The 24,505-nt window shown below is 68.5% G+C and carries 26 protein-coding genes and 1 pseudogene; 16 read left to right on the forward strand and 11 right to left on the reverse strand.

All coding sequences use genetic code 11. The annotated features are described in order from the left end of the window. Window positions 1–115 precede the first annotated feature (115 nt). The gene (locus GCU53_RS17905; RefSeq protein ID WP_152388800.1) at window positions 116–628 is read left to right on the forward strand and encodes a DUF4142 domain-containing protein; all 513 of its coding nucleotides are present in this window, start codon (window positions 116–118) and stop codon (window positions 626–628) included. A 516-nt stretch (window positions 629–1,144) separates the two neighbouring features. Beyond that, on the forward strand, window positions 1,145–2,491 hold the full coding sequence (gene algB, locus GCU53_RS17910; protein ID WP_152388801.1) for a sigma-54-dependent response regulator transcription factor AlgB: 1,347 nt from the start codon (window positions 1,145–1,147) through the stop codon (window positions 2,489–2,491). A gap of 173 nt (window positions 2,492–2,664) precedes the next feature. Here algB and GCU53_RS17915 read toward each other — a convergent pair. Next, a pseudogene (locus tag GCU53_RS17915) lies at window positions 2,665–2,826 on the reverse strand (con-10 family general stress protein); the annotation flags it as partial. Between the two features lie 295 nt (window positions 2,827–3,121). On the opposite strand from GCU53_RS17915, the gene GCU53_RS17920 reads away from it, so the two are divergent. After that, complete coding sequence (locus GCU53_RS17920) at window positions 3,122–3,538, forward strand: CopD family protein (RefSeq protein ID WP_152388803.1); 417 nt, start codon at window positions 3,122–3,124, stop codon at window positions 3,536–3,538. Window positions 3,539–3,570: 32 nt separating this feature from the next. On the opposite strand, the gene GCU53_RS17925 is transcribed toward GCU53_RS17920, so the two are convergent. After that, window positions 3,571–4,071: a DUF2231 domain-containing protein gene (locus tag GCU53_RS17925; protein ID WP_152388804.1), complete on the reverse strand. Its 501-nt coding sequence runs from the start codon at window positions 4,069–4,071 to the stop codon at window positions 3,571–3,573. Between the two features lie 21 nt (window positions 4,072–4,092). On the opposite strand from GCU53_RS17925, the gene coxB reads away from it, so the two are divergent. The 4 genes from coxB to GCU53_RS17945 are packed head-to-tail and all read left to right on the forward strand — an operon-like array spanning window position 4,093 to window position 8,691. After that, window positions 4,093–5,040 (forward strand): cytochrome c oxidase subunit II, encoded by a 948-nt coding sequence (gene coxB, locus GCU53_RS17930; RefSeq protein WP_152389951.1) that lies wholly within the window; start codon window positions 4,093–4,095, stop codon window positions 5,038–5,040. Continuing rightward, window positions 5,037–7,550, forward strand: coding sequence for a cytochrome c oxidase subunit I (gene ctaD, locus GCU53_RS17935; protein ID WP_152388805.1), 2,514 nt, complete (start codon window positions 5,037–5,039; stop codon window positions 7,548–7,550). Before coxB ends, ctaD begins: the two co-directional genes overlap by 4 nt. Then, a complete protein-coding gene (locus GCU53_RS17940; protein ID WP_152388806.1) occupies window positions 7,547–7,882 on the forward strand; it encodes a hypothetical protein in 336 nt (111 codons plus the stop codon). Before ctaD ends, GCU53_RS17940 begins: the two co-directional genes overlap by 4 nt. Beyond that, on the forward strand, window positions 7,873–8,691 hold the full coding sequence (locus GCU53_RS17945; protein ID WP_152388807.1) for a cytochrome c oxidase assembly protein: 819 nt from the start codon (window positions 7,873–7,875) through the stop codon (window positions 8,689–8,691). Before GCU53_RS17940 ends, GCU53_RS17945 begins: the two co-directional genes overlap by 10 nt. Before the next feature lie 6 nt (window positions 8,692–8,697). On the opposite strand, the gene yaaA is transcribed toward GCU53_RS17945, so the two are convergent. Then, on the reverse strand, window positions 8,698–9,477 hold the full coding sequence (yaaA, locus tag GCU53_RS17950) for a peroxide stress protein YaaA (protein WP_152388808.1): 780 nt from the start codon (window positions 9,475–9,477) through the stop codon (window positions 8,698–8,700). A 73-nt stretch (window positions 9,478–9,550) separates the two neighbouring features. On the opposite strand from yaaA, the gene dmeF reads away from it, so the two are divergent. From dmeF to moaE, 5 genes are all read left to right on the forward strand, one after another. Continuing rightward, window positions 9,551–10,576: a CDF family Co(II)/Ni(II) efflux transporter DmeF gene (gene dmeF, locus GCU53_RS17955; RefSeq protein ID WP_152388809.1), complete on the forward strand. Its 1,026-nt coding sequence runs from the start codon at window positions 9,551–9,553 to the stop codon at window positions 10,574–10,576. A gap of 326 nt (window positions 10,577–10,902) precedes the next feature. Then, window positions 10,903–12,297 (forward strand): PhoH family protein, encoded by a 1,395-nt coding sequence (locus GCU53_RS17960; RefSeq protein WP_152388810.1) that lies wholly within the window; start codon window positions 10,903–10,905, stop codon window positions 12,295–12,297. Between the two features lie 103 nt (window positions 12,298–12,400). Continuing rightward, window positions 12,401–12,871 (forward strand): cyclic pyranopterin monophosphate synthase MoaC, encoded by a 471-nt coding sequence (moaC, locus tag GCU53_RS17965; protein WP_152388811.1) that lies wholly within the window; start codon window positions 12,401–12,403, stop codon window positions 12,869–12,871. A gap of 23 nt (window positions 12,872–12,894) precedes the next feature. Then, window positions 12,895–13,143: a MoaD/ThiS family protein gene (locus GCU53_RS17970; RefSeq protein WP_152388812.1), complete on the forward strand. Its 249-nt coding sequence runs from the start codon at window positions 12,895–12,897 to the stop codon at window positions 13,141–13,143. 1 nt (window position 13,144) lies between these two features. Continuing rightward, window positions 13,145–13,591, forward strand: a complete 447-nt coding sequence (gene moaE / locus GCU53_RS17975) for a molybdopterin synthase catalytic subunit MoaE (RefSeq protein WP_152388813.1) — start codon at window positions 13,145–13,147, stop codon at window positions 13,589–13,591. 159 nt (window positions 13,592–13,750) lie between these two features. Here moaE and rhlB read toward each other — a convergent pair whose 3' ends face one another. From rhlB to GCU53_RS17990, 3 genes are all read right to left on the reverse strand, one after another. Continuing rightward, the gene (rhlB, locus tag GCU53_RS17980) at window positions 13,751–15,232 is read right to left on the reverse strand and encodes an ATP-dependent RNA helicase RhlB (RefSeq protein ID WP_244306832.1); all 1,482 of its coding nucleotides are present in this window, start codon (window positions 15,230–15,232) and stop codon (window positions 13,751–13,753) included. A gap of 374 nt (window positions 15,233–15,606) precedes the next feature. Further along, on the reverse strand, window positions 15,607–15,786 hold the full coding sequence (locus GCU53_RS17985; RefSeq protein WP_152388815.1) for a hypothetical protein: 180 nt from the start codon (window positions 15,784–15,786) through the stop codon (window positions 15,607–15,609). A 266-nt stretch (window positions 15,787–16,052) separates the two neighbouring features. Beyond that, window positions 16,053–16,712, reverse strand: a complete 660-nt coding sequence (locus tag GCU53_RS17990) for an alpha/beta hydrolase (RefSeq protein ID WP_152388816.1) — start codon at window positions 16,710–16,712, stop codon at window positions 16,053–16,055. A 134-nt stretch (window positions 16,713–16,846) separates the two neighbouring features. On the opposite strand from GCU53_RS17990, the gene GCU53_RS17995 reads away from it, so the two are divergent. Genes GCU53_RS17995 through GCU53_RS18005 form a run of 3 tightly spaced genes read left to right on the forward strand, consistent with a single transcriptional unit; the run spans window position 16,847 to window position 18,787 of the window. Then, the gene (locus GCU53_RS17995; protein ID WP_152388817.1) at window positions 16,847–17,545 is read left to right on the forward strand and encodes a glutathione S-transferase family protein; all 699 of its coding nucleotides are present in this window, start codon (window positions 16,847–16,849) and stop codon (window positions 17,543–17,545) included. Continuing rightward, window positions 17,542–17,820 (forward strand): GIY-YIG nuclease family protein, encoded by a 279-nt coding sequence (locus tag GCU53_RS18000; protein WP_152388818.1) that lies wholly within the window; start codon window positions 17,542–17,544, stop codon window positions 17,818–17,820. The genes GCU53_RS17995 and GCU53_RS18000 overlap by 4 nt, the downstream gene beginning before the upstream one ends. A gap of 31 nt (window positions 17,821–17,851) precedes the next feature. Beyond that, entirely contained in the window at window positions 17,852–18,787 is a 936-nt protein-coding gene (locus GCU53_RS18005; RefSeq protein ID WP_152388819.1) for a glutathione S-transferase family protein, read from the forward strand. 78 nt (window positions 18,788–18,865) lie between these two features. On the opposite strand, the gene yejK is transcribed toward GCU53_RS18005, so the two are convergent. The 5 genes from yejK to GCU53_RS18030 form a co-directional block, all read right to left on the reverse strand. Beyond that, complete coding sequence (gene yejK / locus GCU53_RS18010) at window positions 18,866–19,879, reverse strand: nucleoid-associated protein YejK (protein ID WP_152388820.1); 1,014 nt, start codon at window positions 19,877–19,879, stop codon at window positions 18,866–18,868. Between the two features lie 187 nt (window positions 19,880–20,066). Continuing rightward, a complete protein-coding gene (locus tag GCU53_RS18015) occupies window positions 20,067–20,291 on the reverse strand; it encodes a hypothetical protein (RefSeq protein ID WP_152388821.1) in 225 nt (74 codons plus the stop codon). Window positions 20,292–20,457: 166 nt separating this feature from the next. Further along, window positions 20,458–21,159: an HAD family hydrolase gene (locus tag GCU53_RS18020; RefSeq protein ID WP_152388822.1), complete on the reverse strand. Its 702-nt coding sequence runs from the start codon at window positions 21,157–21,159 to the stop codon at window positions 20,458–20,460. A gap of 108 nt (window positions 21,160–21,267) precedes the next feature. After that, window positions 21,268–22,599 (reverse strand): TAXI family TRAP transporter solute-binding subunit, encoded by a 1,332-nt coding sequence (locus tag GCU53_RS18025; protein WP_152388823.1) that lies wholly within the window; start codon window positions 22,597–22,599, stop codon window positions 21,268–21,270. Between the two features lie 74 nt (window positions 22,600–22,673). Then, the gene (locus GCU53_RS18030) at window positions 22,674–23,585 is read right to left on the reverse strand and encodes a LysR family transcriptional regulator (RefSeq protein WP_152389952.1); all 912 of its coding nucleotides are present in this window, start codon (window positions 23,583–23,585) and stop codon (window positions 22,674–22,676) included. Window positions 23,586–23,689: 104 nt separating this feature from the next. Between GCU53_RS18030 and GCU53_RS18035 the strand changes: the two genes are divergently transcribed. Beyond that, window positions 23,690–24,502: a DODA-type extradiol aromatic ring-opening family dioxygenase gene (locus GCU53_RS18035; RefSeq protein WP_152388824.1), complete on the forward strand. Its 813-nt coding sequence runs from the start codon at window positions 23,690–23,692 to the stop codon at window positions 24,500–24,502. Window positions 24,503–24,505 lie beyond the last annotated feature (3 nt).

Consider the following 24,505-nt stretch of genomic DNA (forward strand, 5'->3'; position numbering starts at 1 on the left):
GCGTCTGCCAATTCAGAACTATATCCGGCCGGGCAAGTCGTATTTTTGCCGGAACATGCCGTTCTTTTTCTGGCGACCTCCCATATGGAAAATGTTTCTAAAGAGGTAACGAGCCATGATGAGAATATATAAAGCATTTTTTGCCAGTGTGTTGCTTGCCGTATTCAGCAGCGTATATGCCGCCGATACCATGGATGCCGATGACTTTGTCGATGAAGCCTCGGCAAAGGGAATAGCGGAAATCGAGAGCGGCAAGCTTGCGCTGCAAAAGAGCACTTCCGCCGATATCAAGGCCTTTGCCCAGCAGATGATCGACGAGCATACCGCGGCGAACCGGCAACTGGCGCAGATGGCTCAGACCAAGGACCTGGAACTGGCCGACGAGGCCGAACTGATGAGCAGGGCCAAGAAGTGGATTCTGCAACTGCGTGAAGGTGAATCCTTCGACGAGGCCTATGCCAACAACCAGGTCGTCTCCCACGAGAATACCCTCGAGCTGTACCGCGACGCTGCGCAGCGGCTGGAAGATGCGGAGCTCAAGGCCTACGCCAGCAAGGCCCTGCCGAAACTGGAGCAGCACTGGGAAAAGGCCAAGCAGCTTCAGGCCACCCATCAGAAGCGCGACTGACCGACCGCGCGACCCGCTCTCGCCGGCAGCGGCCCTTCGCCGGTTGCAGCGCGCCGGGTATCCGCCTGCGCGTCCGGCTCCGTGACGGAGCGCTCCGCGGCAAGGGTGCCGTCCGCCCTCGAACGGGCCGGCGCCCTTGCCGGAGGACTGCCAGGCGCCGATGGCCCGTATCGCTGTCTTGCCGTTCGTTCCGCCGTCCGTCGGCCGAGCCGGAGCCCTCCAGCTTGCCAGTAAGGCCCGTGAGCGTGGCCCAACCCCTGCAAAGTCCGCCCCTTGCCGCGCCGTCGGTCGGTCCCCAGGGCACATCCTCGCCCTGGTACAAGCGTCCGGATAGAGGCGGTAACGGGTGTTTTGTTGTCATTTTCCTGACAGATTGCCCCTGCGTCCTTCTGCCTCGGCCCTGGCCCGCACATCCGGCGGAGCCTGCCTGGCAGCCGTTCAGGAGCAACGCTGCCGAGCGTTTGCAACTACGCTGAAGGCCTGACCTTGGCACGATGAAAACACGCGAGGGGGAGAATGAAACCAACGACGGAAGTCACCGGCCGCATTCTCTTGGTGGATGACGAGCCGGCAATATTGCGGGCGTTCCGCTCCTGTCTCGAAGAGCGCGGCTACGGAGTGATGAGTGCCAGCAGTGGGATCCAGGCGGAGGCGTTGCTGCAACGACATGTGTTCGATCTGTGTTTTCTCGATCTGCGCCTGGGCGAGGAGAGGGGCCTGAAGGTGCTGCAGCGCCTGCGCAGCCAGGCGCCCTGGATGCGGGTAGTGATCGTCACTGCCCTGGGTGCCGTGGACACGGCGGTCGAAGCCATAAAGTCCGGCGCCGCGGACTATCTGGTCAAGCCCTGCAGTCCCGACCAGCTATGCCTGGCCGCGGCCAAGCAGCTGGAGATCGGCCAGCTGGCGACGCGTCTGGAGGCGCTGGAAGGCGAGCAGAAGAAGCCCAGCGACGTCTTCGGCTCGGACAATCCGGCGATGATGGCGGTGCTGGAAACCGCCCGACAGGTGGCCGATACCGACGCCAATATCCTCATCCTCGGCGAGTCCGGTACCGGCAAGGGCGAACTGGCGCGCGCCATCCACGGCTGGAGCCGGCGGGCAAAGAAGGCTTTCGTGACCGTCAACTGCCCCTCGCTGTCCGGCGAGTTGATGGAAAGCGAGATGTTCGGCCACATCCGCGGCGCCTTCACCGGGGCTACGGACAGCACCCTGGGGCGGGTCAACCAGGCCGACGGCGGCACCCTGTTTCTCGACGAGATAGGCGATTTTCCCCTGTCCCTGCAGCCCAAACTGCTGCGCTTCATCCAGGACAAGGAGTACGAGCGGATCGGCGATCCGGTGACGCGCCAGGCCGACGTGCGCATCCTCGCCGCCACCAACCTCGACCTGGAGGCCATGGTGCATACCGGGCGCTTTCGCGAGGATCTGCTCTACCGGATCAACGTGATCACCCTGCATCTGCCGCCGCTGCGCGAGCGCCCCGAGGACATCCTCGCCCTGGCAGAGCGCTTCCTGCGCATGTTCGTCAGGAACTACAGCCGCCCGGCGCGCGGCTTCAGCGAGGCGGCGCAGGCGGCCCTCCTGAGCTACCAGTGGCCGGGCAATATCCGCGAGCTGCGCAACGTGGTGGAGCGGGCCAGCATCATCTGCCCGCATGAACTGATCGATGCCAGTCACCTGGGGCTGGGCGAGCAGCCGGGCAGCAGCGTGCCGCGGGTGGGCATGCCATTGAAGCTCGAGGAACTGGAGAAGGCCCACATCGCCGCGGTGCTGGCGAACAGCGAAACCCTCGACCAGGCCGCCCGGACGCTCGGCATCGACGCCTCGACGCTGTACCGCAAGCGCAAGCAGTACGGCTTGTGAAACGGCGGACGCCTCCCGGCCGGGCGGGTCGACAACGCTCGGCATGGGGGGCGGGGCGTTCGCCGACCAGGTTTCGCAGTCCATGACAATCACGAATACGAACAGTCAGAAATTCAAAGGCGAGAGCACCGCCCGCTCCTGAATGGACGCGTTGCTCTCACCGGCGCCGGAGATTAACTGCGTTCTTTGCCGCCCTGTCCGCCGTGACTGCGCTGGCCCCCCTTGCGCCCGGCTTCGGAGGCTTTCTCGCGATCGTTGGCAAAGTTTCCGCCGCTCTTCTGACCACCCTTGCGTCCGGCTTCGGAAGCTTTCTGGCGGTCATTGGCAAAGTTGCCGGGGTTGCTGTTTCGGGTCATGTTTTTTCTCCATAACGGCTGAAAAAAGCAGGTGTTTACCCAGCCTGCATGAATACTGAAACCACCCCGCTGCGAGAGTTCCTCGGTTTTCGGGACGCTATTGCATGGCGGACAAACGGTAGAAATACGGAACTTCCGGCTTCCCGTTCCATTCGAACTTGGCTACTACACTCAGCGTGGATGTGGATATCGAGTGGCACGCTGTTTTCGGCCATGCCGGCAAATGGGCATGGAACAGGGAATCTGAAACGGAAGAACATCGGGAAGCGTCGCCATGCCCTGGCTTCTGGTTGTGCATATCGTCTTCCTGCTGACTTGGTGCGGGGCCTTGCTCTATCTCCCGGCACTGATCGCCAGCAGCAGCGGCGCCAATTTCGAGGTTTCCTCCCGCCAGCACGCTGTCCTGCTGATCCGGCAGCTGTTCAACCTGCTGGCGACCCCGGCGGCGCTCTTCACCATCGCCAGCGGCACCCTACTGTTTCTCGTGCAGGGCACCCTCGGCATCTGGCTGATTCTCAAGCTGACCGCCGTGGTGGTCATGGTGGTCTGCCATGCCTTGTACGGGGCGCTGATCCTGCGCCTGGAGCGCGAGCCGCAGAGCGTGGTGACCTCCCTCTGCGTCGCTCTGGCGGTGACCTCCGCGCTGGCCGTGCTCTGCGTCGTCTGGCTCGTTCTGGCCAAGCCCGTCTGAGGAGGTCTGCAGTGGTGGATTCCGGCCTTTACTCAACCTTCCACATCGACCCCCACCGCATGCTCGTAGACCAGGCGACCGCCCAGCCAGGCGGCCAGCACGATCAGCAGCGCGGTCAGCACGGACAGGTACAGCCCCCAGGGAAAGATGTACTCCGCGGCGAGATAGCGCTGCAGCCAGTTCAGCGAGGCCAGCGAGAGCATCATCACGGCGAGGATGGCGTGGCACCAGCCGGTGATCAGGCGGCGAATCCGGCGCACGGTGAACAGGTCGACGAGCCCTGCGCCGCTGGCGATCCAGCCGCCGAAGGCGCCGACGCCGGACAGCCACAGGCTGGCCCTCGCCCAGAAGGGGTCGCCGCTCAGCAGGTAGCCGAGGTCGCTGGCGACCAGCCCGAACAGGGCGGCGACCGGAAAGTGGATCATCATCGGATGCAGCGGATGACCGCCCAGGGAGGCGCGGCTGCGGATGGTCTGCTCGGGCATCGAAATCTCCTTGGCGAGAGAGGGCGGCAGCGGGCCGTGTACGGGCATCTGACCGCCGCCGGCCCGGCAATGCTCCTGGCCGGCTGCGACGGGCCGCAGTCCACGCTCGCCCCGGACGGGCCGGCGGCGCAGGCGGCGGCCTGGCTGTGGTGGGGCATGTTCGCCTGGTTCGGCCTGGTGCTGCTGCTGGTCGTGACCCTCTGGCTGGTGGCCCTGCGCCGCTCGCCGCGCCAGTACGACCCCGAGCAGGCTCGCCAGGTGGGCCGGCGCTGGATTCTCGCCGGCGGCGTGCTGCTGCCGGGGCTCACGATCCTGATACTGCTGGCCTTCGGCATTCCCCTGGGCCTGCGCATGCTGCCCCTGCCGCTGGGCGGGCCGCCGCCGCTGCGGATCGAGGTGATCGGGCACCAGTGGTGGTGGGAGGTGCGCTATCCCGAGACCGGCGTGATCACCGCCAATCAGCTGATCCTGCCGGTCGGCCAGCCGGTGGACGTGGAAGTCACCAGCGCCGACGTGATCCACGCGTTCTGGGTGCCGCGCCTGGGCGGCAAGCTGGACATGCTGCCGGGGCGTCGCCTGACCGTGCGCCTGCGGGCCGACCGGGAGGGCCCCTACCGCGGGCAATGCGCGGAGTTCTGCGGCTCCCAGCACGCGCACATGGCCCTGGCGGTCGAGGCCCTGGAGATGGCGGATTTCATCGCCTGGCAGGCGGCGCGGCGGGTCGAGCCACCGATACCCCGGGAGCATGCCGCGGCGGTGCGGGCCTTCCGGCCCTATTGCGGCGAATGCCACCGGGTGGCCGGGATCAGCGACGGGCGCCGGGCACCGGATCTCAGCGATGTCGGCGCGCGGCCCAGCCTCGGCGCCGGCACCCTGGCGATGGGAGAGGGCGCCATGCGCCGCTGGCTGGGCGAGCACCAGCAGCTCAAGCCGCACAACGGCATGCCCCGCCACGACCATCTGCCCGAGGCCACCCTCGACGCCATCGCCGCCTGGCTGGAGACCCTGGACCCATGAACGATACCCGCATCCCGAGCGCCGAGCGGCTGCACCAGGAGTTCGAGGTCGTGTGGGGCAATCCCACGGGCTGGCGGGCACTGTCCATCGTCAACCACACCAGCATCGGCCTGCGCTTCATGGTCACGGGGACGGTGTTCTTCCTCATCGGCGGGCTGCTGGCCATGCTGATCCGCGCCCAGCTGGCGCGCCCCGGCCTGCCGCTGATCGACCACCAGACCTACAACCAGCTGTTCACCATGCACGGTTCGGTGATGATGTTTCTCTTCGCCGTGCCGATGGTCGAGGGGCTGGCCGTCTACCTGATCCCCAAGATGATCGGCGCCCGCGACCTGGTCTTTCCGCGCCTCAGCGCCTTCGGCTATTGGTGCTACCTGTTCGGCGGCACCATCCTGGTCTCCAGCCTGGCCCTGGGCCTGGCGCCGGCGAGCGGCTGGTTCATGTACACGCCGCTCAGCAGCGGCGGCCACTCGCCGGGGGTGAACTCGGACTTCTGGCTGATCGGCATCACCTTCGTGGAGATCTCCTCGGTGGCCGGCGGCATCGAGCTGGTGGTGTCGATCCTGCGCAGCCGCGCCCCCGGCATGAGCCTCGACAAGATGCCGCTGTTCGTCTGGTACATCCTGGTGACCGGGCTGATGATCGTCTTCGGCTTCCCGCCGCTGATCCTCGGCAGCATCCTCCTGGAGCTGGAGCGCGCCGCGGGCTTCGCCTTCTTCGACGTCGCCCGCGGCGGCGATCCGCTGCTCTGGCAGCACCTGTTCTGGCTGTTCGGCCACCCCGAGGTCTACATCATCTTCCTGCCGGCGGCCGGCATCGTCAGCACCCTGCTGCCGGTGTTCGCCCGCCGCCCGGCGGTGGGCTACCGCTGGGTGGTGCTGGCGGTGATCGGCACCGGCTTCCTCAGCTTCGGCCTGTGGGTGCACCACATGTTCACCGTGGGCATTCCGCTGCTCGGCCAGGCGTTCTTCTCCGCGGCCAGCATGCTGGTGGCGGTGCCCACCGGCATCCAGGTGTTCGCCTGGCTGGCCACCCTGTGGACCGGCCGGCCGCTGTTCAACGTGCCGATGCTCTGGCTGGTCGGCTTTCTGGTGATCTTCGTCGCCGGCGGTCTGACCGGGGTGATGCTGGCGCTGGTGCCCTTCGACTGGCAGGTGCACGACACCCATTTCGTGGTGGCGCACATGCACTACGTGCTGGTCGGCGGCATGCTCTTCCCGCTGATCGCCGGGCTCTACTACTGGCTGCCGCACTTCTCCGGGCGCCTGCCGTCCGAGCGTCTGGGGCGCTGGGGTTTCTGGCTGACCTTCGTCGGCTTCAACGCGACCTTCCTGGTGATGCACTGGACCGGCCTCCTGGGCATGCCGCGGCGGGTCTACACCTACCAGACGGGCCTCGGCTGGGACCTGCCCAACCTGATTTCCTCGGTGGGCGGCTTCGTGATGGCCATGGGCGTGGCCATGGTGCTGCTGGACATCGGCCTGCATTTCCGCTTCGGCCGCCGCGCCGGCGACAATCCCTGGCAGGCCGATACCCTGGAGTGGGCCACCGCGCTGCCGCCGACCGCCTACAACTTCGCCAGTCTGCCGGCCTGCCCGACACGCCATCCGCTGTGGCTGAACCCGGCCCTCGGCCAGAGCATCGCCGAGGGGCGCCACGGACTGCCCAGCGCCGATCACGGCCGCCGCGAAACCTGGGGCAGCGATCCGCTGACCGGGCAGGTGCGCGAGATCATCCACCTGCCGGGCAACAGCTGGCTGCCCCTGTATGCGGCGCTGGCCCTGACGGCGGTCTGCCTGTCCCTGCTGAGCGGCGCCTATGCCCTGGCCGGCGTGGCGGCGCTGGCGACCCTGGGCATCCTGCTGCGCTGGTCCTGGGTCAACGGCGCGCATCCCCTGGCGGCACCGGACGGGCGCACCCAGCTGGGTGATCCGCCGCTGCATTCGCGCACCTTCGACGGCCCCGGCCTGTGGGGCATGGGCACCACCCTGCTGGCCAACGGCGTGCTGTTCTTCTCGCTGATTTTCGCCTGGTTCTACCTGTGGACCGTGGCGCCGAAGTGGCAGCCGCCGGCGCGCTCGCCGCTGCCCGAATTGCCGCTGCTGCTCGACGGGCTGCTGCTCGGCACTATCGTCCTGGGCTTCCACAGGCTGCTGCGGCGTCTGCGCCGGGGCGAGCTGCACCGGCTGGAGGCGGGCCTCTGGACGCTCGCCGGATTGGGACTGCTGCAGGCGGCATGGCTCGCCTGGATGCTCTTCTCGATGCCGCTGGCGCCCAAGGCCAGCGCCCACGACGCGCTGATCGCCACGACCCTGGGCTACCTGCTGCTGCACTGCGCCCTGGCGCCGCTGTTCACCGCGTTGCAGGCCTGGCGGGTACGCCTGGGGCTGGTCGGCGAGCGGGCGCCCTACGAGCCGGGGGTGGTCCTGCAGTGGTGGGACTACTGCCTGCTGATTTTCTGGGTGAGCTATTTCGCCCTGGCGCTGTTTCCCCGGGGGGTCGGCGCATGAGGCCGGGCCATCCGCTGCAGCTGGCGCTCGGCCTGATCCTCTGGAGCCTGTGGCTGGTCGCCGTATATGCCGGGCTGTCGCTCGGCTGCGTGCTGGCCTGGCCGGATACCGATCTGCAGGCGGGCTCCTGGCTCAACGAGCTGCTCGGCCTCTTCACCCTGTTCACCGCGGCCTGGCTGTTCGGCTGTGCCTGGCGGCTGTGGCGGGCGCCGCCGCCGGTGCTGGCGGCGCGGCGCTTCGTGGTGCAGGTCGGCGTCTGGGGCTACCTCCTGGCCGGCGCCGCCACGCTGTTCGTCGGCCTGCCGATCCTGGCGCTGCCGCCATGCCTCTGATCGGTCTGCTGTTCCTGCTGCTGCCGACCGGGGCACAGGCCCACGGGCTGTTCGACGAGGGCCTCTGCCTGCTGCTGGGCGAGCGGCTGGCGGTGCTGCTCGGCGCCGCTCTGCTGGCCGCCGCCTGGATCGGCTACGCGGGAGGCTGCCGGCGCCGGCCGCCGGCGAGGCGCCAGCGGGCGCTGCTGCACACCGGCTTCCTGCTCGCGGCTCTCGGCCTGTTCGGCCCCCTGGACGAGGCCGCCGAAACCAGCGCCGCCGTGCACATGCTGCAGCACATGCTGCTGATGCTGGCCATCGCCCCGCTGCTTGTGCTGGCCCGGCCGCTGCCGCAATGGCGCAGCCTGTGCGGCCCGCGCCTGGACCCTCTGTGGCACGGCCCGCTGCGCCTGGCCCGCCGGCCGCTGGCCTGCGCGGTGCTGCACGGCGCGCTGATCTGGATCTGGCATGCGCCGGGACCCTACCGGCTGGCGCTGGACAACCTCTGGTGGCATTTCTTCGAGCATGCCTGCTTCCTGTTCAGCGCCTGGCTGTTCTGGTGGTCGGTGCTGCGCGCCGGGCCGCGCAACCAGGGGCGCGCGCTGCTCGCCCTGCTGCTGACCAGCATGCATACCGGCCTGCTCGGCGCCCTGCTGAGCTTCGCCCGGATGCCGCTCTACCGCGAGGCCGGCGAGCTGGGCGATCAGCAACTGGCCGGATTGCTGATGTGGGTGCCGGGCGGCCTGGTCTACCTGGCCGCCGCCCTCTGGTGCGGGCAGCGCTGGTGGCAGCGCCTGCTGCGCCGCAGCGCGCCGGCGGCACGGCCGTGAGGAGGCTCAGTCCTGCGGCCGGTCGCGCAGGAACACCAGCCGCTCGGGCGTGGAGTGGCTGACCGAGAAGCGGTAGCCCCGCTCGTCGAAGTCCTTGAGGCCCTCCGGGTCGCGCAGCCGCTCCCTGATCACGTAGCGGGCCATGCGGCCGCGGGCCTGCTTGGCGTAGAAACTGACGATCTTGTACTGGCCGTTCTTCAGGTCGCGGAATTCGGTGTCGATGATCCGGCCGCGCAGGAGCGGGCGCCTGACCGCCGAGAAGTATTCGTTGGAGGCCAGGTTGAGCAGCAGGTCGTCGCCCTGTTCGTCCAGCGCCTCGTTCAGCCAGAGGCTGATGCGCTCGCCCCAGAAGGCGTAGAGGTCCTTGCCGCGGGCGTTGGCCAGCCTGGTGCCCATCTCCAGGCGGTAGGGCTGCATCAGGTCGAGCGGACGCAGCACGCCGTAGAGGCCGGAGAGGATGCGCAGATGGGTCTGGGCGAAGTCGAAGTCGGCGTCATCGAAGTCCTCGGCATCGAGCCCGGTGTAGACGTCGCCCTTGAAGGCGAGCAGGGCCTGCTTGGCGTTGGCCGGGGTGAAGTCGGGGGTCCATTCGGCGTAGCGCGCGGCATTGAGGCCGGCGAGCTTGTCGGACAGACTCATCAGCTCGGCGATCGCCGGCGGGGTCAGCTCGCGCAGCCGGACCATGAGCTCGGCGGCGTGGTCCAGGTACTGGGGCAGGGTGTGGCGCGCAGTGACCGGCGGACTCTGGTAGTCGAGGGTCTTGGCCGGGGAAATCACCATCAGCATCGTTGCTCTCCTTCGGATCTGCGGCGATTCTAGCGTTTTTGGCTCACGCCCTATGTTTTCCCGGAGTCACCCGATGATCGAATGCAACCACGAACACTGGCAGTCCTCCCACGACTATCGTCCGCTGGAGGCGGGCAGCGAGCGCCAGGCCTGGCTGGTGGTGGCCCTGACCGGGGTCACCATGCTGGTGGAGATCGCCGCCGGCTATGCCTTCAATTCCATGGCGCTGCTGGCCGACGGCTGGCACATGGCTTCGCACATGGTGGCGATCGGCCTGACCGCGGTGGCCTACCTGCTCGCCCGGCGCTACGTGCAGGACCCGCGCTTCGCCTTCGGCACCTGGAAGATCGAGGTGCTGGCCGGCTTCGCCAGCGCGCTGCTGCTGGTGCTGGTGGCGCTGTTGATGCTCGGCGAGTCGCTCTGGCGGCTCTGGGAGCCCCGCGAGATCGCCTTCGACCTGGCGCTGTGGGTGGCGGCGATCGGCCTGGCGGTTAACCTTTTGTCGGCCTGGCTGCTGCGCGACCAGCACGACCACCATCACCACGGGCATGGTCACGGCCATGCCCATGATCACCACGACCACGACCACGACCACGACCACGACCACGACCACGACCACGACCATCACGATCACGGCCATGCCCACGCCCACCGCGACCTCAACCGCCACGCCGCCTACCTGCACGTGCTGACCGATGCGCTCACCTCGGTGGCGGCCATCGTCGCACTGCTCGGCGGCAAGTTCTTCGGCTGGAACTGGCTGGATCCGCTGATGGGCATCGTCGGCGCGCTGGTGATCGGCGTCTGGGCCAGGGGCCTGCTGGTCGAGACCGGCAAGGTGCTGCTCGACCGGGAGATGGACAGCCCGCTGGTCGAGCGGGTACGCGCCACCCTGGAACGCGAGCCGGACACCGAGGTGGCCGACCTGCACCTGTGGCGCGTCGGCCGCGCCCAGTACGCCTGCATCCTCAGCGTGGTGACCCACGGCGACAGCAGCGCGGACCGCTACAAGGCCTGTCTGACGGGCATCTCGGGACTGGTCCACGTGACCGTGGAGGTGAATCGCTGTGGGGTGAGGCAGGCAGGCGGGCGGGAGTGAATCCTTTCACTCTAGCGGTCTTGAGCGGAGCCGCCAAGGTCATTCGGCAGAGGCATAAAAAAAGCCTGGCAGGCGCTGAAAAGTACTTTTTTCTGTCATCCGTTTTGCTGTATCAACGAAGCCAGACCGTCTGACAGACCAAGGAAGATGCCCTGTGCGTCACGAGTGTCGCCGCGGTCTGTCGAATGCGCGCACGTCCGGCGGCTCCGGCCGGCGGCGTGCCCGGACTCTCCCGCCCGGTGCCGGAGAGGATGGCGGTTTCCCGCGGCGGAGCGCTGTATCCGGCATTCCGTCGCCTGCCCCCGGCCAGAAAAAGGTGACCGATTATGGATGAACACGGATGCGCCCATCCCACCCAGGCGACCCTCTACGTCCTCGACACCAACATCCTGATCCACGATCCCAACGCCTTGTTGAACTTCCAGGAGCATCACGTCGGCATCCCGATGACGGTGCTCGAGGAGCTGGACAAGCTGAAGACCGGCAAGCACACCGTGGCTGCCGAGTGCCGCCAGGCGATCCGGCTGATCGATCAGGTGCTCGGCGAGGCGACGCCCGAGGAGGTAGAGCAGGGCGTACCCATCCAGCGCGGCAAGAGCGGTCCCTGCGGCCTGCTGTCGATCCTCATGAGTCGCCGCGCCGAGGCCGATGACCGGCTGCCGGACGACGAAAGCAACGACAACCGCATCATCAATCTGGTGGTGGACCTGAAGAAGCGCCGACCGGGCGTGCCGGTGGTGCTGGTCACCAAGGACATCAACATGCGTCTGAAGGCGCGCGCCTGCGGGGTGGCGGCCGAGGACTACCACACCGACCAGCTGATCGACGACGTCAGCCTGCTGTCGCGCGGCTACCACAACCTGAGCGGCTCCTTCTGGGACCGGGTGAGCAAGGTGGAGACCCGCCAGGACCACGGCCGTGCCTGGCACCGGGTGCAGCTCACCGACAACCTGCCGTCGCTGCACCTCAACGAGTTCATCCTCGACGAGCAGGGTTTCGTCGGCTGGGTCAAGGGCATCAAGGGCGACGAGCTCTTGATCCTCGACCTGCACCAGGAGCCGCTGCTGCACCAGGAGGCCTGGGGGCTGCGGCCGCGCGACATCTACCAGGCCCTGGCGCTGTTCGCCCTGCTCGAGCCGGACATCCACCTGGTCAACCTGACCGGCGCCGCCGGCTCGGGCAAGACCATCCTCGCCCTGGCCGCGGCCATCGAGCAGACCATGGTCAGCAAGCGCTACCGGCGGATCATCGCCACCCGCAGCGTGCAGGGGCTGGACGAGGACATCGGCTTTCTGCCCGGCACCGAGGCGGAGAAGATGGAGCCCTGGCTCGGCGCCATCACCGACAACCTGGAAGCGCTGCACATGGAAGACGAGAACACCCACGGCAGCGTCGACTACATCCTGCAGAAGGTGCCGCTGCAGTTCAAATCGCTGAACTACATCCGCGGGCGCAGCTTCCAGCAGAGCCTGATCCTCATCGACGAGTGCCAGAACCTCACCCCGCACCAGATGAAGACCATCATCACCCGCGCCGGCAGCGGCTCCAAGGTGGTCTGCCTGGGCAACCTGGCGCAGATCGACACCCCCTACCTGTCGGCCACCAGCTCCGGGCTGACCTACCTCACCGAGCGCTTCAAGGACTTCCGCCACGGCGTGCACATCACCCTGCAGGGGGTGCCGCGCTCGGCCCTGGCGGAGTACGCCGAGGCGAACATGTAGCTGCCGCGGCCGCGGGGGCGATGCTTCCCGCGGCCTCCCGGCCAGCCGGCCGGTCTTCGCCTGGGTATACAATTGGCCCCTTTCGCTTCAGGAGGCGCTGCCCATGCTCACCCACCTCGATTCCCAGGGCCATGCCCACATGGTCGACGTCACCGACAAGGCCAACACCGCCCGCGAGGCCGAAGCCGAGGCCTGGGTGCGCATGCTGCCGGAGACCCTGCAACTGATCCAGCAGGGCGGCCATCCCAAGGGCGACGTGTTCGCCGTGGCGCGCATCGCCGGGATCATGGCGGCGAAGAAGACCCACGAACTGATTCCGCTCTGCCATCCGCTGCTGCTGACCGGCATCAAGGTCGAGCTGAGCGCCGAGGGCGAGGACCGCGTGCGCATCACCGCCCGCTGCAAGCTGGCCGGGCAGACCGGCGTGGAGATGGAGGCGCTGACCGCGGCCAGCGTCGCCGCGCTGACCCTCTACGACATGTGCAAGGCGGTGGATCGCGGCATGCTCATCGAGCAGATCCGCCTGCTGGAGAAGCGGGGCGGCAAAAGTGGCCACTACCGGGCCGACGCCTGATTTCGACGGAGAGCGGTATTCCCATGATTCATGTGCACTACTTTGCCCGCTATCGCGAGGCGCTCGGCATCGATGCCGAGCAGCTCGCCTGGGAGGAGGGCTTCGCCCGCCTGGACGACCTGCGCCGCCACCTGCTGGCGCGCGGCGGCGACTGGGCGGTGCTCGGCGAGCGCAACCTGATGTGCGCCCGCAACCAGGAGCTCTGCGGCCTGGACGAGCCCCTGACCGACGGCGACGAGGTCGCCTTCTTCCCCACCGTCACCGGAGGCTGAGATGGGCATTCGGGTACAGGCCGGCGCCTTCGATCCGGGGGCCGAGCTCAACGCACTGCACGCGGCCAACGTCGGCGTCGGTGCGGTGGTCGGCTTCGTCGGCTACGTGCGCGACTTCAACGAGGGCCGCGAGGTCGGCGGGATGTTCCTCGAGCATTATCCGGGGATGACCGAGAAGGCCCTGGGCAAGATCGCCGACGAAGCCGCGCAGCGCTGGCCGCTGCTCCGCCTGGAGATTCTCCATCGGATCGGCCGCCTGGAGCCGGGCGAGCCGATCGTCTTCGTCGGCACCGCCAGCGCCCACCGCCAGGCGGCCTTCGACGCCTGCGCGTTCGTCATGGACTACCTGAAGACCCGCGCGCCGTTTTGGAAGAAGGAGGACACCGGCGAGGGGCCGCGCTGGGTCGAGGGCCGCGACAGCGACCAGGAAGCGGCGCGGCGCTGGTAGGGCGAAGGCAACCCGCCAGACGAGGCAAGGGCCTGCACCGAAATCGGCGGGTTACACCCGCCCTACGGGGTCGCCCAGACTGGTAGGGTGGATGGCCGAAGCCATCCACCACGGTGGACAAGCCTGCGGCGTTGTCCACCCTACGGGTTCGGCCAGGCGTCAGGAGCGGCGCGGCACCGCCTGGAGCAGCTCGGCGGGCGGGATCTCGCAGTCGATCTTGCGGCCGAGCAGCGCCTCGATCGGCGGCAGGGCGAAGGCGTCGTCCTCGCCGGCGAAGCTGATCGAGGTGCCGCTCGAGCCGGCCCGGCCGGTGCGACCGATGCGGTGCACGTAGTCGTCCGGATCTTCCGGCAGGGTGTAGTTGATCACGTGGCTGACAGCCTCGACGTGGATGCCGCGGCCGGCCACGTCGGTGGCCACCAGCACGCGGATCCTGCCCTCGCGAAAGCCCTCGAGGACCTTGATGCGCTTGTGCTGCGGCACGTCGCCGGACATCTGCGCGGCGCTGACGCCGTCCCTGGTCAGGCGCTCCTCGATGCGCCGCACTTCGTCCTTGCGGTTGGCGAACACCATCACCCGCTCCCAGTTGTTGCGGGTCACCAGGTTGTACAAGAGCTTGTACTTGTCGCTGCCGGCCACCGCGTAGACGTGCTGCTCGACGGTGTCGCTGGCGACCTGCTCCGGCTCGATCTCGACGATGGCCGGATCGACCGTCCACTGCTTGGCCAGATTCATCACGTCCTCGGTGAAGGTCGCCGAGAACAGCAGGGTCTGCCGCTCGCCCTTGTACGGGGTCTGGCGGATGATCTGTCGCACCTGCGGGATGAAGCCCATGTCGAGCATGCGGTCGGCCTCGTCCAGCACCATCACCTCGACCATGTCCAGGTGCACCTCGCCGCGCTGGTTGAAGTCCAGCAGGCGGCCGGGGGTGGCCACCAGGATGTCGCAGAACTTCTCCTCCAGCTGCTTGAGCTGCTTGTCGAAGTCCATGCCGCCGACGAAGCTCATCACGTTGAGACCGGTGTAGCGGGTCAGCGCCAGGGCGTCCTTGGCGATCTGCACCACCAGCTCGCGGGTCGGCGCGATGATCAGCGCGCGCGGCTCGCCCATGTAGCGCTCCTTGGGCGGCGGAGTCTGCAGCAGCTGGCTGATGATCGAGACCAGGAAGGCGGCGGTCTTGCCGGTGCCGGTCTGGGCGCGGCCGATGGCGTCCCGGCCCTTGAGGGTGTAGCCGAGCACCTGGGCCTGGATCGGCGTGCAGTAGGGAAAGCCGACGTCGTGGATGGCGTGCATCAGCCGCGGGTCGAGGTCGAAGTCGTGGAAGCGGGTCTTGCCCGGTATGGGTTCGACCACGAAATCCTCCAGGCGCCATTCCGCCGCCGGCTTGCTCGGCGGCGGCTCGCGGCGCGGCCGCTCGGCCCGCGGCTTGCCGGCGCTCTTGCGCTCGCTGGCGGGCTTCTCGGAAAAGGGCTTCTTGCCGGCGGGCCTGGTTTCTGCGCGGGGGGGCTTGGCTTTCTGCCGGGGCGGCTTGGCTGGGGTGGCGGGCGTGGTGGAGCGGGGGGCGGGGGCAGGCGTGTCGACGACGACAGACGGTTGCGCCTGTTCGCCCATGCCTAGAAGTTTCTTGAGTGCCTTGAGCACGGTTATCTCGTCGATGGATGAGGAATGGATTGCCGTCAGTGTAAAGCAAGAGGTCAGTCGGGCGAAGGGTCGGTGGGGCCGAGACGCAGCGGTACGTCGGCTGGAGCCCGCTCGTCGCTCCATTCCTTGTCCGGTCGGCCTGCCGCTGCCAGGGCCTCGGTAGCCGTGGACAAGGACCATGAAGTGAAGCTCCGCCGATGTCGAAACCACAGGCCCGTAGTCCCGGACTCAGTCTTGGCGGACGGGTCATCCGGCGTAGACAGTGGCCAATGACAGGCTCTTGAAAACGACGCCGTGCCATCCGAGGCCGGAATCGCGATTGCCGGAGAAAGGCATCCGTTCGGGCCGCGCTTCCGGTTATGCCGATTCGGCTCTCAGCCGCCCCCTATGCCCTCGATCACCCTGCCGGTTCCGCCGCATTCCGGACAGGGTTTGCCGTCCTGCTGACCGGTGCCCCGGCAGGCCCGGCAAAGATTCTCACCGGTACCGGGCGTGCCCGGCGTGGCCGCATCGCCAGGGTTGAGATGTGTATCGGGAGCATCGGGCGCGGTCATGGCCGTCTCCTTGGTGGCTGCAGGCTGTGCCGGTTTGGACCCGGCACCGGCGTCGTGGTGCCGGGCATTCGTCCGCTGCAGCCGCCCGGGTTTGACCGGCCCGGCCAGTGCTCGTCAGTAAAGTTCGCCTTGCAGAGGCAGGCGCTTCTTCGACTGCTGCGGCACAGGCGGCTCGGGCGGTGCGCCAGCCTGTCGAGCGAGGTACTGGCGCAGGCGCCCGGCGAGCGCTGCCAGCCCGGGGCTGGCGGGGGCGGGAGATGAGCGGCTCAGCGCGCCAGGCGCTCGGCCAGCCAGGCGGCGATGTCGTGGATCTCGTCGGCGATCACCTCGTGTCCCATCGGATACTCCCGCCACTCCACCGGCACGCCGCGGGCAGCCAGCGCATCGTGGGCGGCGCGGCCGAGGGCCGGCGGCACCACCTCGTCGTGGCTGCCGTGCAGGTGCAGCACCGGCAGCCGGGTGCGCTCCACATCGAGCTCGAGCCGGTTGAAGGTCGGCGCATAGGTGGAGAGGGCCAGGACCCCCGCCAGTGGTCCCGGCCAGCGCAGGAAGGCGGTGTGCAGGACCACCGCGCCGCCCTGGGAGAAGCCGGCGAGAACGATCCGCGCCGGGGCGATGCCGGCCTGGCGCTGCGCCTCGATCAGCTCGACGACATGGCGCGCCGATTCCTCCAGCTGCTCCTCGTCGATAGCCCGGGAGCTCGGGCTCATGGCGAGGATGTCGTACCAGCTGGGCATGCTCCAGCCGCCGTTGATGGTCACCGGACGGCTCGGCGCCTGCGGCAGGACGAAGCGCACGCTGTTCAGGCGGCGCTGCAGGAGGCGGGCGACCGGCTCGAAGTCGTGGCGGTCGGCGCCGAGGCCGTGCAGCCAGATGACACAGGCATCGGCGGCGACCGGCGGCTCGAGGATCAGGGGTGGGGTCATGGTGGGCTCCGGGGCTGGGATCTGGCGCAAGGTTACACAAGTTTGCCGCAGGGCCATGCACCTTGCCGCCGGCGATTGGAGATCCGCCGGATAATCGCCTACCCTCGCCCCAGAACCTTCACCGGTCGGTCACCATGATCATCCTCTACCAACTTCCCGCCGCCTTTGGAGTACCCAGTCCCAGCCCCTACTGTCTCAAGCTGGAGACCTTCCTGCGCCTGGCCGGTCTCGCCTACCAGGTGCGCAGCGTCGGCAACCCGCGCCTGGCGCCGAAAGGCAAGCTGCCCTACATCGAACTGGACGGCGAGGCCATCGCCGACTCGGCGATCATCCAGCGGCGCCTCGCCGAGCGCTTTCCGCTGACCCTCGACGCGCACCTGGACACCGTCGGCCGCGCCCGGGCGCTGGCCATCGCGCGGCTGTGCGACGAGCATCTGGCCCTGCTGCTGCTGTATTTCCGCTGGCTCGACGGCGAAGGCTGGCGGCAGATCCGCAGCAGCTTCTTCGGCGGCCTGCCGGCACCGCTGCGCCAAGTGGTGCCGCCCCTGGTGCGGCGGCGGATGCGCCAGTCCTTGTGGGCCCAGGGGCTGGGGCGGCACAGTTCCGACGAGCTGCTGGCCTTCGGTCGCGAGGACCTGCAGGCGCTGACCGACCTGCTCGGCGCGGCGCCGTTCTTCGGCGGCCGGCGGCCCTGCAGCGCCGATGCGGCGGCCTACGGCATTCTCGCCAACCTGCTGCTGTGCCTGCTGGATACGCCGCTGAACCGGCTGGCGCGCGAATTCCCGCCGCTTCTGGCCTACTGCGAGCGATTGCGCGCGAGGGTCTGGACATGACCGCGGAACTGTCCCGGCCCTGGTTCGTCTACCTGGTACGTGCCGCCAACGGTGCGCTCTACTGCGGCATCAGCGACGATCCGCAGCGGCGCTTCGCCATGCATCAGCGTGGCCGCGGTGCGCGCTTCTTCCATACCAGCCCGGCCCGCGAACTGGCCTATATCGAGGCCTGCGCCGACAAGAGCGCTGCCCTGCGTCGCGAGCGGGCGATCAAGCGCCTGGCCAAGTCGGCCAAGGAAGCCCTGGTGGCCGCCGGCACCGGCGACTGCCTGTAGCCCTTCGATTCCCCCTCCGGAGAAAGCCGCGATGCACGAACCCGTCCTGCACCATTACCCGAGTTCGCCGTTTGCCGAGAAGGTGCGCCTGATCCTCGGCTTCAAGCAGCTGTCGTGGCGCTCGGTGATCATTCCACGGGTGATGCCCAAGCCCGATCTGCTGGCCCTGACCGGCGGCTACCGGCGTACCCCGGTGCTGCAGATCGGCGCCGACATCTACTGCGACAGTGCGCTGATCGCCCGCCGTCTGGAGGCGGAAAAGGCTTCTCCGACGCTGTTCCCGGAGGGGCAGGCGTTCAATGTCGCCGGCCTCGCCGCCTGGGCCGACGGAGTCTTCTTTCTGCATGCGGCGACCCTGGCCTTCCAGCCCGAGGCGGTCGCCCAGCGCTTCGCCCAGTCGCCGCCGGGCGCGCTCAAGGCCTTCGTCGAGGACCGGGCGGCCCTGTTCAGCGGCGGCACCTTCGACCGCCTGCCGCTGGAGCAGGCCCGCCAGCAGTGGCCGACCCTGATGGCGCGGCTGGAGCAGCAACTGGCCCATGCCGATGCCGACTACCTGTTCGGCGAACCCTCGCTGGCCGATTTCGCCGTGGCCCACCCGCTCTGGCTGTTGCGCGCCATGCCGCTGACCGCCGCGCTGGTCGATGCCCGGCCGGAAGTGGCCGCCTGGCTCGACCGGGTGCTCGGCTTCGGTCACGGTTCGTACAGCGAGTTGTCCGCCGCGGATGCCATCGAGATCGCCCGCACGGCGACCCCGGTGCCTCTGCCGGGCGAGCCCAGCCTGGAGGGCAACAACTGGCGCATCGGCCAGCAGGTGAGCGTCGCCGCCACCGACTACGGCGTCGACCCGGTGGAGGGCGAGCTGCTGCATGCCGGGCTCGAGGAGCTGATCCTGCGCCGCGAGGACCCGCGGGCCGGGCTGGTGCACGTGCATCTGCCGCGCCTGGGATTTCGCGTCGTCGGCCGCTGAGGCCTCGGGCGCGCTCCAGCTGCTCGATCGTGAACGGCGGCGGGCGTGGGCAGGTGCGGCGTGGGCGCTCCTCGCGGCCTAGCCCTTGTCCTTGCGGCGCTTGAGCTGGTCCGTCAGTTGGCTCGGCAGCTGACGGATGGTCAGGGTGTCGTGCTCCTCGTCGTACTCGACCCGCGAGCCGAGCAGGTGCGCCTCGAAGCTGATCGATAGGCCCTCGGCGCGTCCGGTGAAGCGGCGGAACTGGTTGAGGGTGCGCTTGTCCGGCGGGATTTCCGGCGACAGGCCGTAGTCCTTGTTGCGGATGTGATCGAAGAAGGCCCGCGGATGCTCCTCGTCGATCAGCCCGGACAGCTCCTCAAGGGCGATCGGCGCGCCGAGGCGGGCCTGGGTACTGGCGTAGTCGACCAGCGCATTGGTCTTCTCGCGGGCCTCTTCCTCGGCCAGGTCCTCGCTCTCGACGAAGTCGCTGAAGGCCCTGAGCAGGGTGCGTGTCTCGCCGGGCGCATCGACGCCCTCGCGGCAGCCGATGAAGTCGCGGAAGTAGTCCGAGACTTTCTTGCCGTTCTTGCCCTTGATGAAGGAGATGTACTGCTTCGACTGCTGGTTGTTCTGCCACTCGGAGAGGTTGATGCGCGCCGCCAGGTGCAGTTGGGCGAGGTCCAGGTGTTTGGCCGGCGCCACGTCGAGGCTGTCGGTGACGGTCACCCCCTCGCTGTGATGGAGCAAGGCGATCGCCAGGTACTCGGTCATGCCCTGCTGGTAGTGGGCGAACAGGACGTGGCCGCCGGTGGACAGGTTGGACTCCTCCATCAGCGTCTTCAGGTGCTCCACGGCCTGGCGGCTGAAGGCGGCGAAGTCGCTGCTGCCTTCCAGGTAGGCGCTCAGCCAGCCGCTGAAGGGGTAGGCGCCGGACTCCTCTTGGAACAGCCCCCAGGCCTTGCCCTGCTTGGCGTTGTAGCTGTCGTTGAGGTCGGCGAGCAGGTTCTCCAGGGCCCGCGATTCGGCCAGCGCCGAATCGCGGGCATGCAGCACGGCGGGGCTGCCGTCGGGTTTCTTCTCGATCAGGTGAACGATGCAGTGGCGTATCGGCACGGTGGTCTCGGGTAGTGGAAAAGGGGATGCGGAAGTTTACCCGAGGTGCCCTGAAGAGGCGGGGCGCTGCTCCGGCGAAAGCAGCAGGGAGGTTCGCGGCGGGAAGGGGAAATCGGCCCGCGGCGCGGCGGGCGGATGACAGCTCGCAGCACGGGAGCCCGCATCCTGCGGGCTCTTCGCTATTCGTCTAGCGTTTTCTCTTGCGGTTCGCCTGTGCGGCCCGCTCCAGCCGCTGCAGGTGTTCCCAGGCCTGCTGCTGCGCAGCCAGTTCCTGCCGGGTCCACAGATCGTCCTGCGAACCGTCGAATCGATGTGGCGCCCTCGCTCGCATCCAGCGATTCAGATACAGCCTCCGACCAATCAGGGCGCAGCCCAGTAGCGTAAGGATGATAGTGGTGCTGATCATGAACATTGTGCGCTCTCCGTTGCGGGATGTTCTGTAACTGTAGCAGGCGATCGCCGCAGGCCAGGCGAACGGAGCCGGCCACGGCAGAGTCGGCGTGGCGCCAGTGCGCGGCCCGGGCGGACTCCTTGCCGCCCGGGCCTGCTCCTGCCTGACCTGGCTTGGCCGGGCGGGATCAGACGGATGCGCTGGCGGTGCTCTGGTAGCGCAATCTCTCGACCAGCGCCGGCAATTCGCGCATGTCGTGCAGCAGGTGCTCGACCCCCAGCTCGCGCAGGATCTCGCCCTGCTCGGGCGGAATGTGGCTGGCGCCGAGGAAGCCGATCACCTGCATGCCTGCGGTGAGGGCGGCGGTGGCCCCGGTAGCGCTGTCTTCGACGACCAGACAACGATACGGGTCCACGCCTGCCGTGCGGGCCGCCAACAGGTAGACGTCCGGCGCCGGCTTGGGACGCTTGACCATGTCGGCGCTGAACACGCCCACATCGACCCGCTCGGTCAGCCCGGTGCGCTGCAAGGCGTGTCGTACCGCCTCGTGCTGGCTGTTGGAGGCGACCGCCAGCGGCAGGTCGATCGCGCAGAGCGCTTCGCGCACGTAGGGAATGTTCTGCACCTCGGCGCGGATGATCGCCTCGGCGCGGCGGCGCACATTGGGGTGGAAGTCGGCCGGCAGGTCGAGGCCGAAGTGCGCGGCGACCCGGGCGATGATGTCGCGGCTCTGCAGGCCGAAGGTGCCGGCCAGTTGCACGTCCAGCTCATGCTCCGGCACCAGCGCGGCGAGCGCCTCGCGGACCACGCGGCCGGTGATGATTTCGCTGTCGATCAGCACGCCGTCGCAATCGCAGATCAACAGGTCGATGTAGCTGGTTGGGGTCATATACGCGGGCCTCTTTATTGAGTTTGTTCTGCAGATTCAAAGACGATCCGTGCATATAACCCGGCCCGGGGGGCGGAGCGCAAGGCTGGGAGGACGGCAGGGGGGGTACTATCGCTGCATCCGTGCGGACGTCTTGTCCTCGCGGGCGAGTCCGCGCAGGCGCTCGATCATGTAGCGCACATGCAGGTGCAGGGTGTACAACTCGTGGGAGAAGGACAGCGGTAGCTCGACCCGGCCGAGGGCTTTTTCCATCTCCTGGAGTCGGGCGATTTCCTCCGCCTCGTGGCCGCGGATGCTGCCGTCGTGGATGCGCGCGTCGATCTCGTGCAGATGCCGGTACCAGCGGTAGGTTCGGGCGCGCATGCGCCATTCGTAGAGCGGCGAGACCAGCTTGCCGAGCGGCAGCAGGATGGCGAGGGCGGGGATCAGCAGCACGATGTAGCGGTCGACCAGCGAGGCGATGCGAAACGGCAGAAAGCGCTGCAGGTAGGGCAGGCCGGTGCGGTAGTAGCTGTCGGCTTCCTTGGTCAGGGGAAAGCTGCTCGGCTCGGGGCGCGGGAAACTGTTCGGCGGATCGAGCAGGCTGCCCTGCTGCAGGATCCGCCGCGCGCTTTCCAGCAGCAGCGGCGTCAGCGCCGGATGCAGACTGCGGTTGGCGACCAGGGTGGCCATCGGCGACAGCAGGGTGAGCGGTCGGTCGGGGCTGTTGCTGGCCAGATCGAGCACGCCTTCCGGCAGGGACAGCGCCTTGAGGAAGGGAAAATGCGCCTGGTAGGCCGCGGCGCGGCGCAGATCGGCCAGGCGCAGGGCGGGATCGAGCGCCAGCGCCTGGATCAGGGGATTTCCCGGCGGACCGACGAAGAAGGCCGCGTCCAGGCTGCCATCGCCCAGGGCGGCGCTCGCCTGCCGGCCGCCCAGCGCCAGCCAGCCCGGCTCCCGCGCGATGCCGCTGGCGGCGATGAGGCTGAGGACCACCGCCTGGGTGCCGCTGCCGTCCTGGCCGATGCCGATCCGTTTGCCGCGCAACTCGTTCAGCTCGCGGATGTCGAGGTCGCGGCGCTGGAACAGCCACAGCGGCTCCTGGTAGAGCGCGCCGAGCCCGCGCAGGCGGCGGCGCTCCTCCTCCGTCAGCTGCTGCTCGGTGCCGCTCTGCACCAGGGCGATCTGCACCTTACCGTCCGCGGTGAGCAGGCGCCGGAGGTTGTCCGGCGAGCCGGCCGTGGCGATCAGCTCCAGCTCGATGCCTTCCTCGGCCAGGCGGGCCTTCAGCTGCCGGCCGAAGGCCTGGTAACCGCCGCCCTCGGGGCCGGTGGCCAGGCTCAGGCGGGTCGGCGGGGCCGGATCGAGGGCCAGGACGAAGAGGACGCCGATCAGCAGCAGGACGGGCACCAGCCAGAAGTTGGCCTTGAGGTAGATCTTCAGATCGTGCAGGCGGGTCATGGGTGGCTGCCGTGGCGGCGAGGGCCGCGCTGTCCCTTCCCATCAACATAGCCAAGCTGCCCGGCGGGCGCCGTTCAACGCATCCACGGCGGGCGTGCGGCGAAGGTCTCGATCAGGTAGTCGAGCATCGCCCGGACCTTGGCCGGCGGGCGGCGATCGGGCGGGTAGAGGACATGGATGCCGCCCAGGGGATGGCACGGGTGGTCGAGCTCCAGGGACACCAGCTCGCCGCGTTCCAGGGCATCGGCGACGATGAACAGCGGCTGGTAGATCAGCCCCTGGCCGCCGACCGCCGCGGCCACCAGAGCCTCGCCGTTGTTCGCCGCCAGATCGCCGGAAATCGCCACGCGCACGCCGCCGTCGCGGCCGAAGGCCCATTCCCGGCTGCCGCCCCAGGACGACAGGGTATAGCCCAGGCAGTTGTGCTGGCTCAGCTCGGCGACCCGCCGCGGTACGCCGCGCTGGTCGAGGTAGGCCGGCGCGGCGCAGACCAGCGTCGGGCAGTCGCCGAGGCGGCGCGCCTGCAGCGGGCTGTCGGCGAGCCGGCCGATGCGCACGGCCAGATCCCAGCGCCCTTCGATGAGGTCGACCTGGCTGTCGGTCAGGCCCAGCTCCACTCTTACTGCCGGATGGCGGCGGGTGAAGGCCGGCAGCAGCGGGGCGATGAAGTGGTTGCCGAAGCTCAGCGGCACGTTCATGCGCAGCAGGCCGCTGGCCTCGACCCGTTGCGAGACCAGCGCCGCCTCGGCCTCGTCGAGTTCGCCGAGAAGGCGCTGGCAGGCCTCCAGGTACTGGCTGCCGGCGTCGGTGAGGATCAGGCGCCGCGTGCTGCGCTGGAACAGCCTGAGGCCGAGGCGCCGCTCCAGGGCGTCCACATGCTTGGTCGCCATGGCCGGCGAGATTTCCAGCTGGCGGGCGGCGGCGGACAGGCTGCCGGCGCTGGCGGCGCGGACGAAGACGCGCATGCCGGTGATGCGGTCGAGCATGGTCATTTCCTACTCATGGTGAGAGCTGCTGCTGCGGATTGGCAGATTATCCGTTGGCAGGCGCAGGTCATACTCCTTGCCATCTACCGCCGAGGAGCCTGCCCATGTCCGCCCGCGAAGCCCTTCAGCCGACCCTGTTCGTCCCCCACGGGGCCGGTCCCTGCTTCTTCATGGACTGGAATCCGCCGGATGCCTGGAATGCCATGGCCGCCTTCCTCCGCGGCGTCGCCGGCACGCTGCCACAGCCGCCGCGGGCGATCCTGATGATCTCGGCGCACTGGCTGGAGCCGGCGTTCGCCGTCACCGGCGCCCGCCAGCCGGGGCTGATCTACGACTACTACGGCTTTCCGCTGCACACCTACGAGCTGCGCTATTCCGCGCCCGGTGATCCGGCGCTGGCCGCCCGGGTCGCCGGCCTGCTCGGCGCGGGCGCTCTGCCCTGCGATCAGGATGCGCTGCGCGGCTTCGACCACGGCACGTTCATCCCGCTGAAGCTGATGTTCCCCACCGCCGACATCCCGGTGGTGCAGCTGTCGCTGCGCCGGGACCTCGACCCGCAGGCGCACCTCGACGCCGGCCGCGCGCTGGCGCCGCTGCGCGGGGAGGGCGTGCTGATCGTCGGCAGCGGCATGAGCTTCCACAACATGCGCGGCTACGGCGACCCGCGTTTCGGCCCGCTGTCCGACGAGTTCGACCGCTGGCTGACCGCCACGCTGGAGGCCGAACCCGCAGCGCGTGCGGCGCGTCTGGCGCGCTGGGATGAGGCGCCGGCGGCGCGGTTCTGCCATCCGCTGCGCGCCGAGGAGCACCTGCTGCCGCTCATGGTGGTCGCCGGTGCGGCGGCCGACGGAATTGGCCGGCGGGTGTTCTCCGACCGGGTGCTGGAAACCACCCTGTCCGCCTTCCGTTTCGACTAATCG

Origin of the sequence: Azotobacter salinestris (genome assembly GCF_009363155.1) — a bacterium.
Classification (GTDB): Bacteria; Pseudomonadota; Gammaproteobacteria; order Pseudomonadales; family Pseudomonadaceae; genus Azotobacter; species Azotobacter salinestris.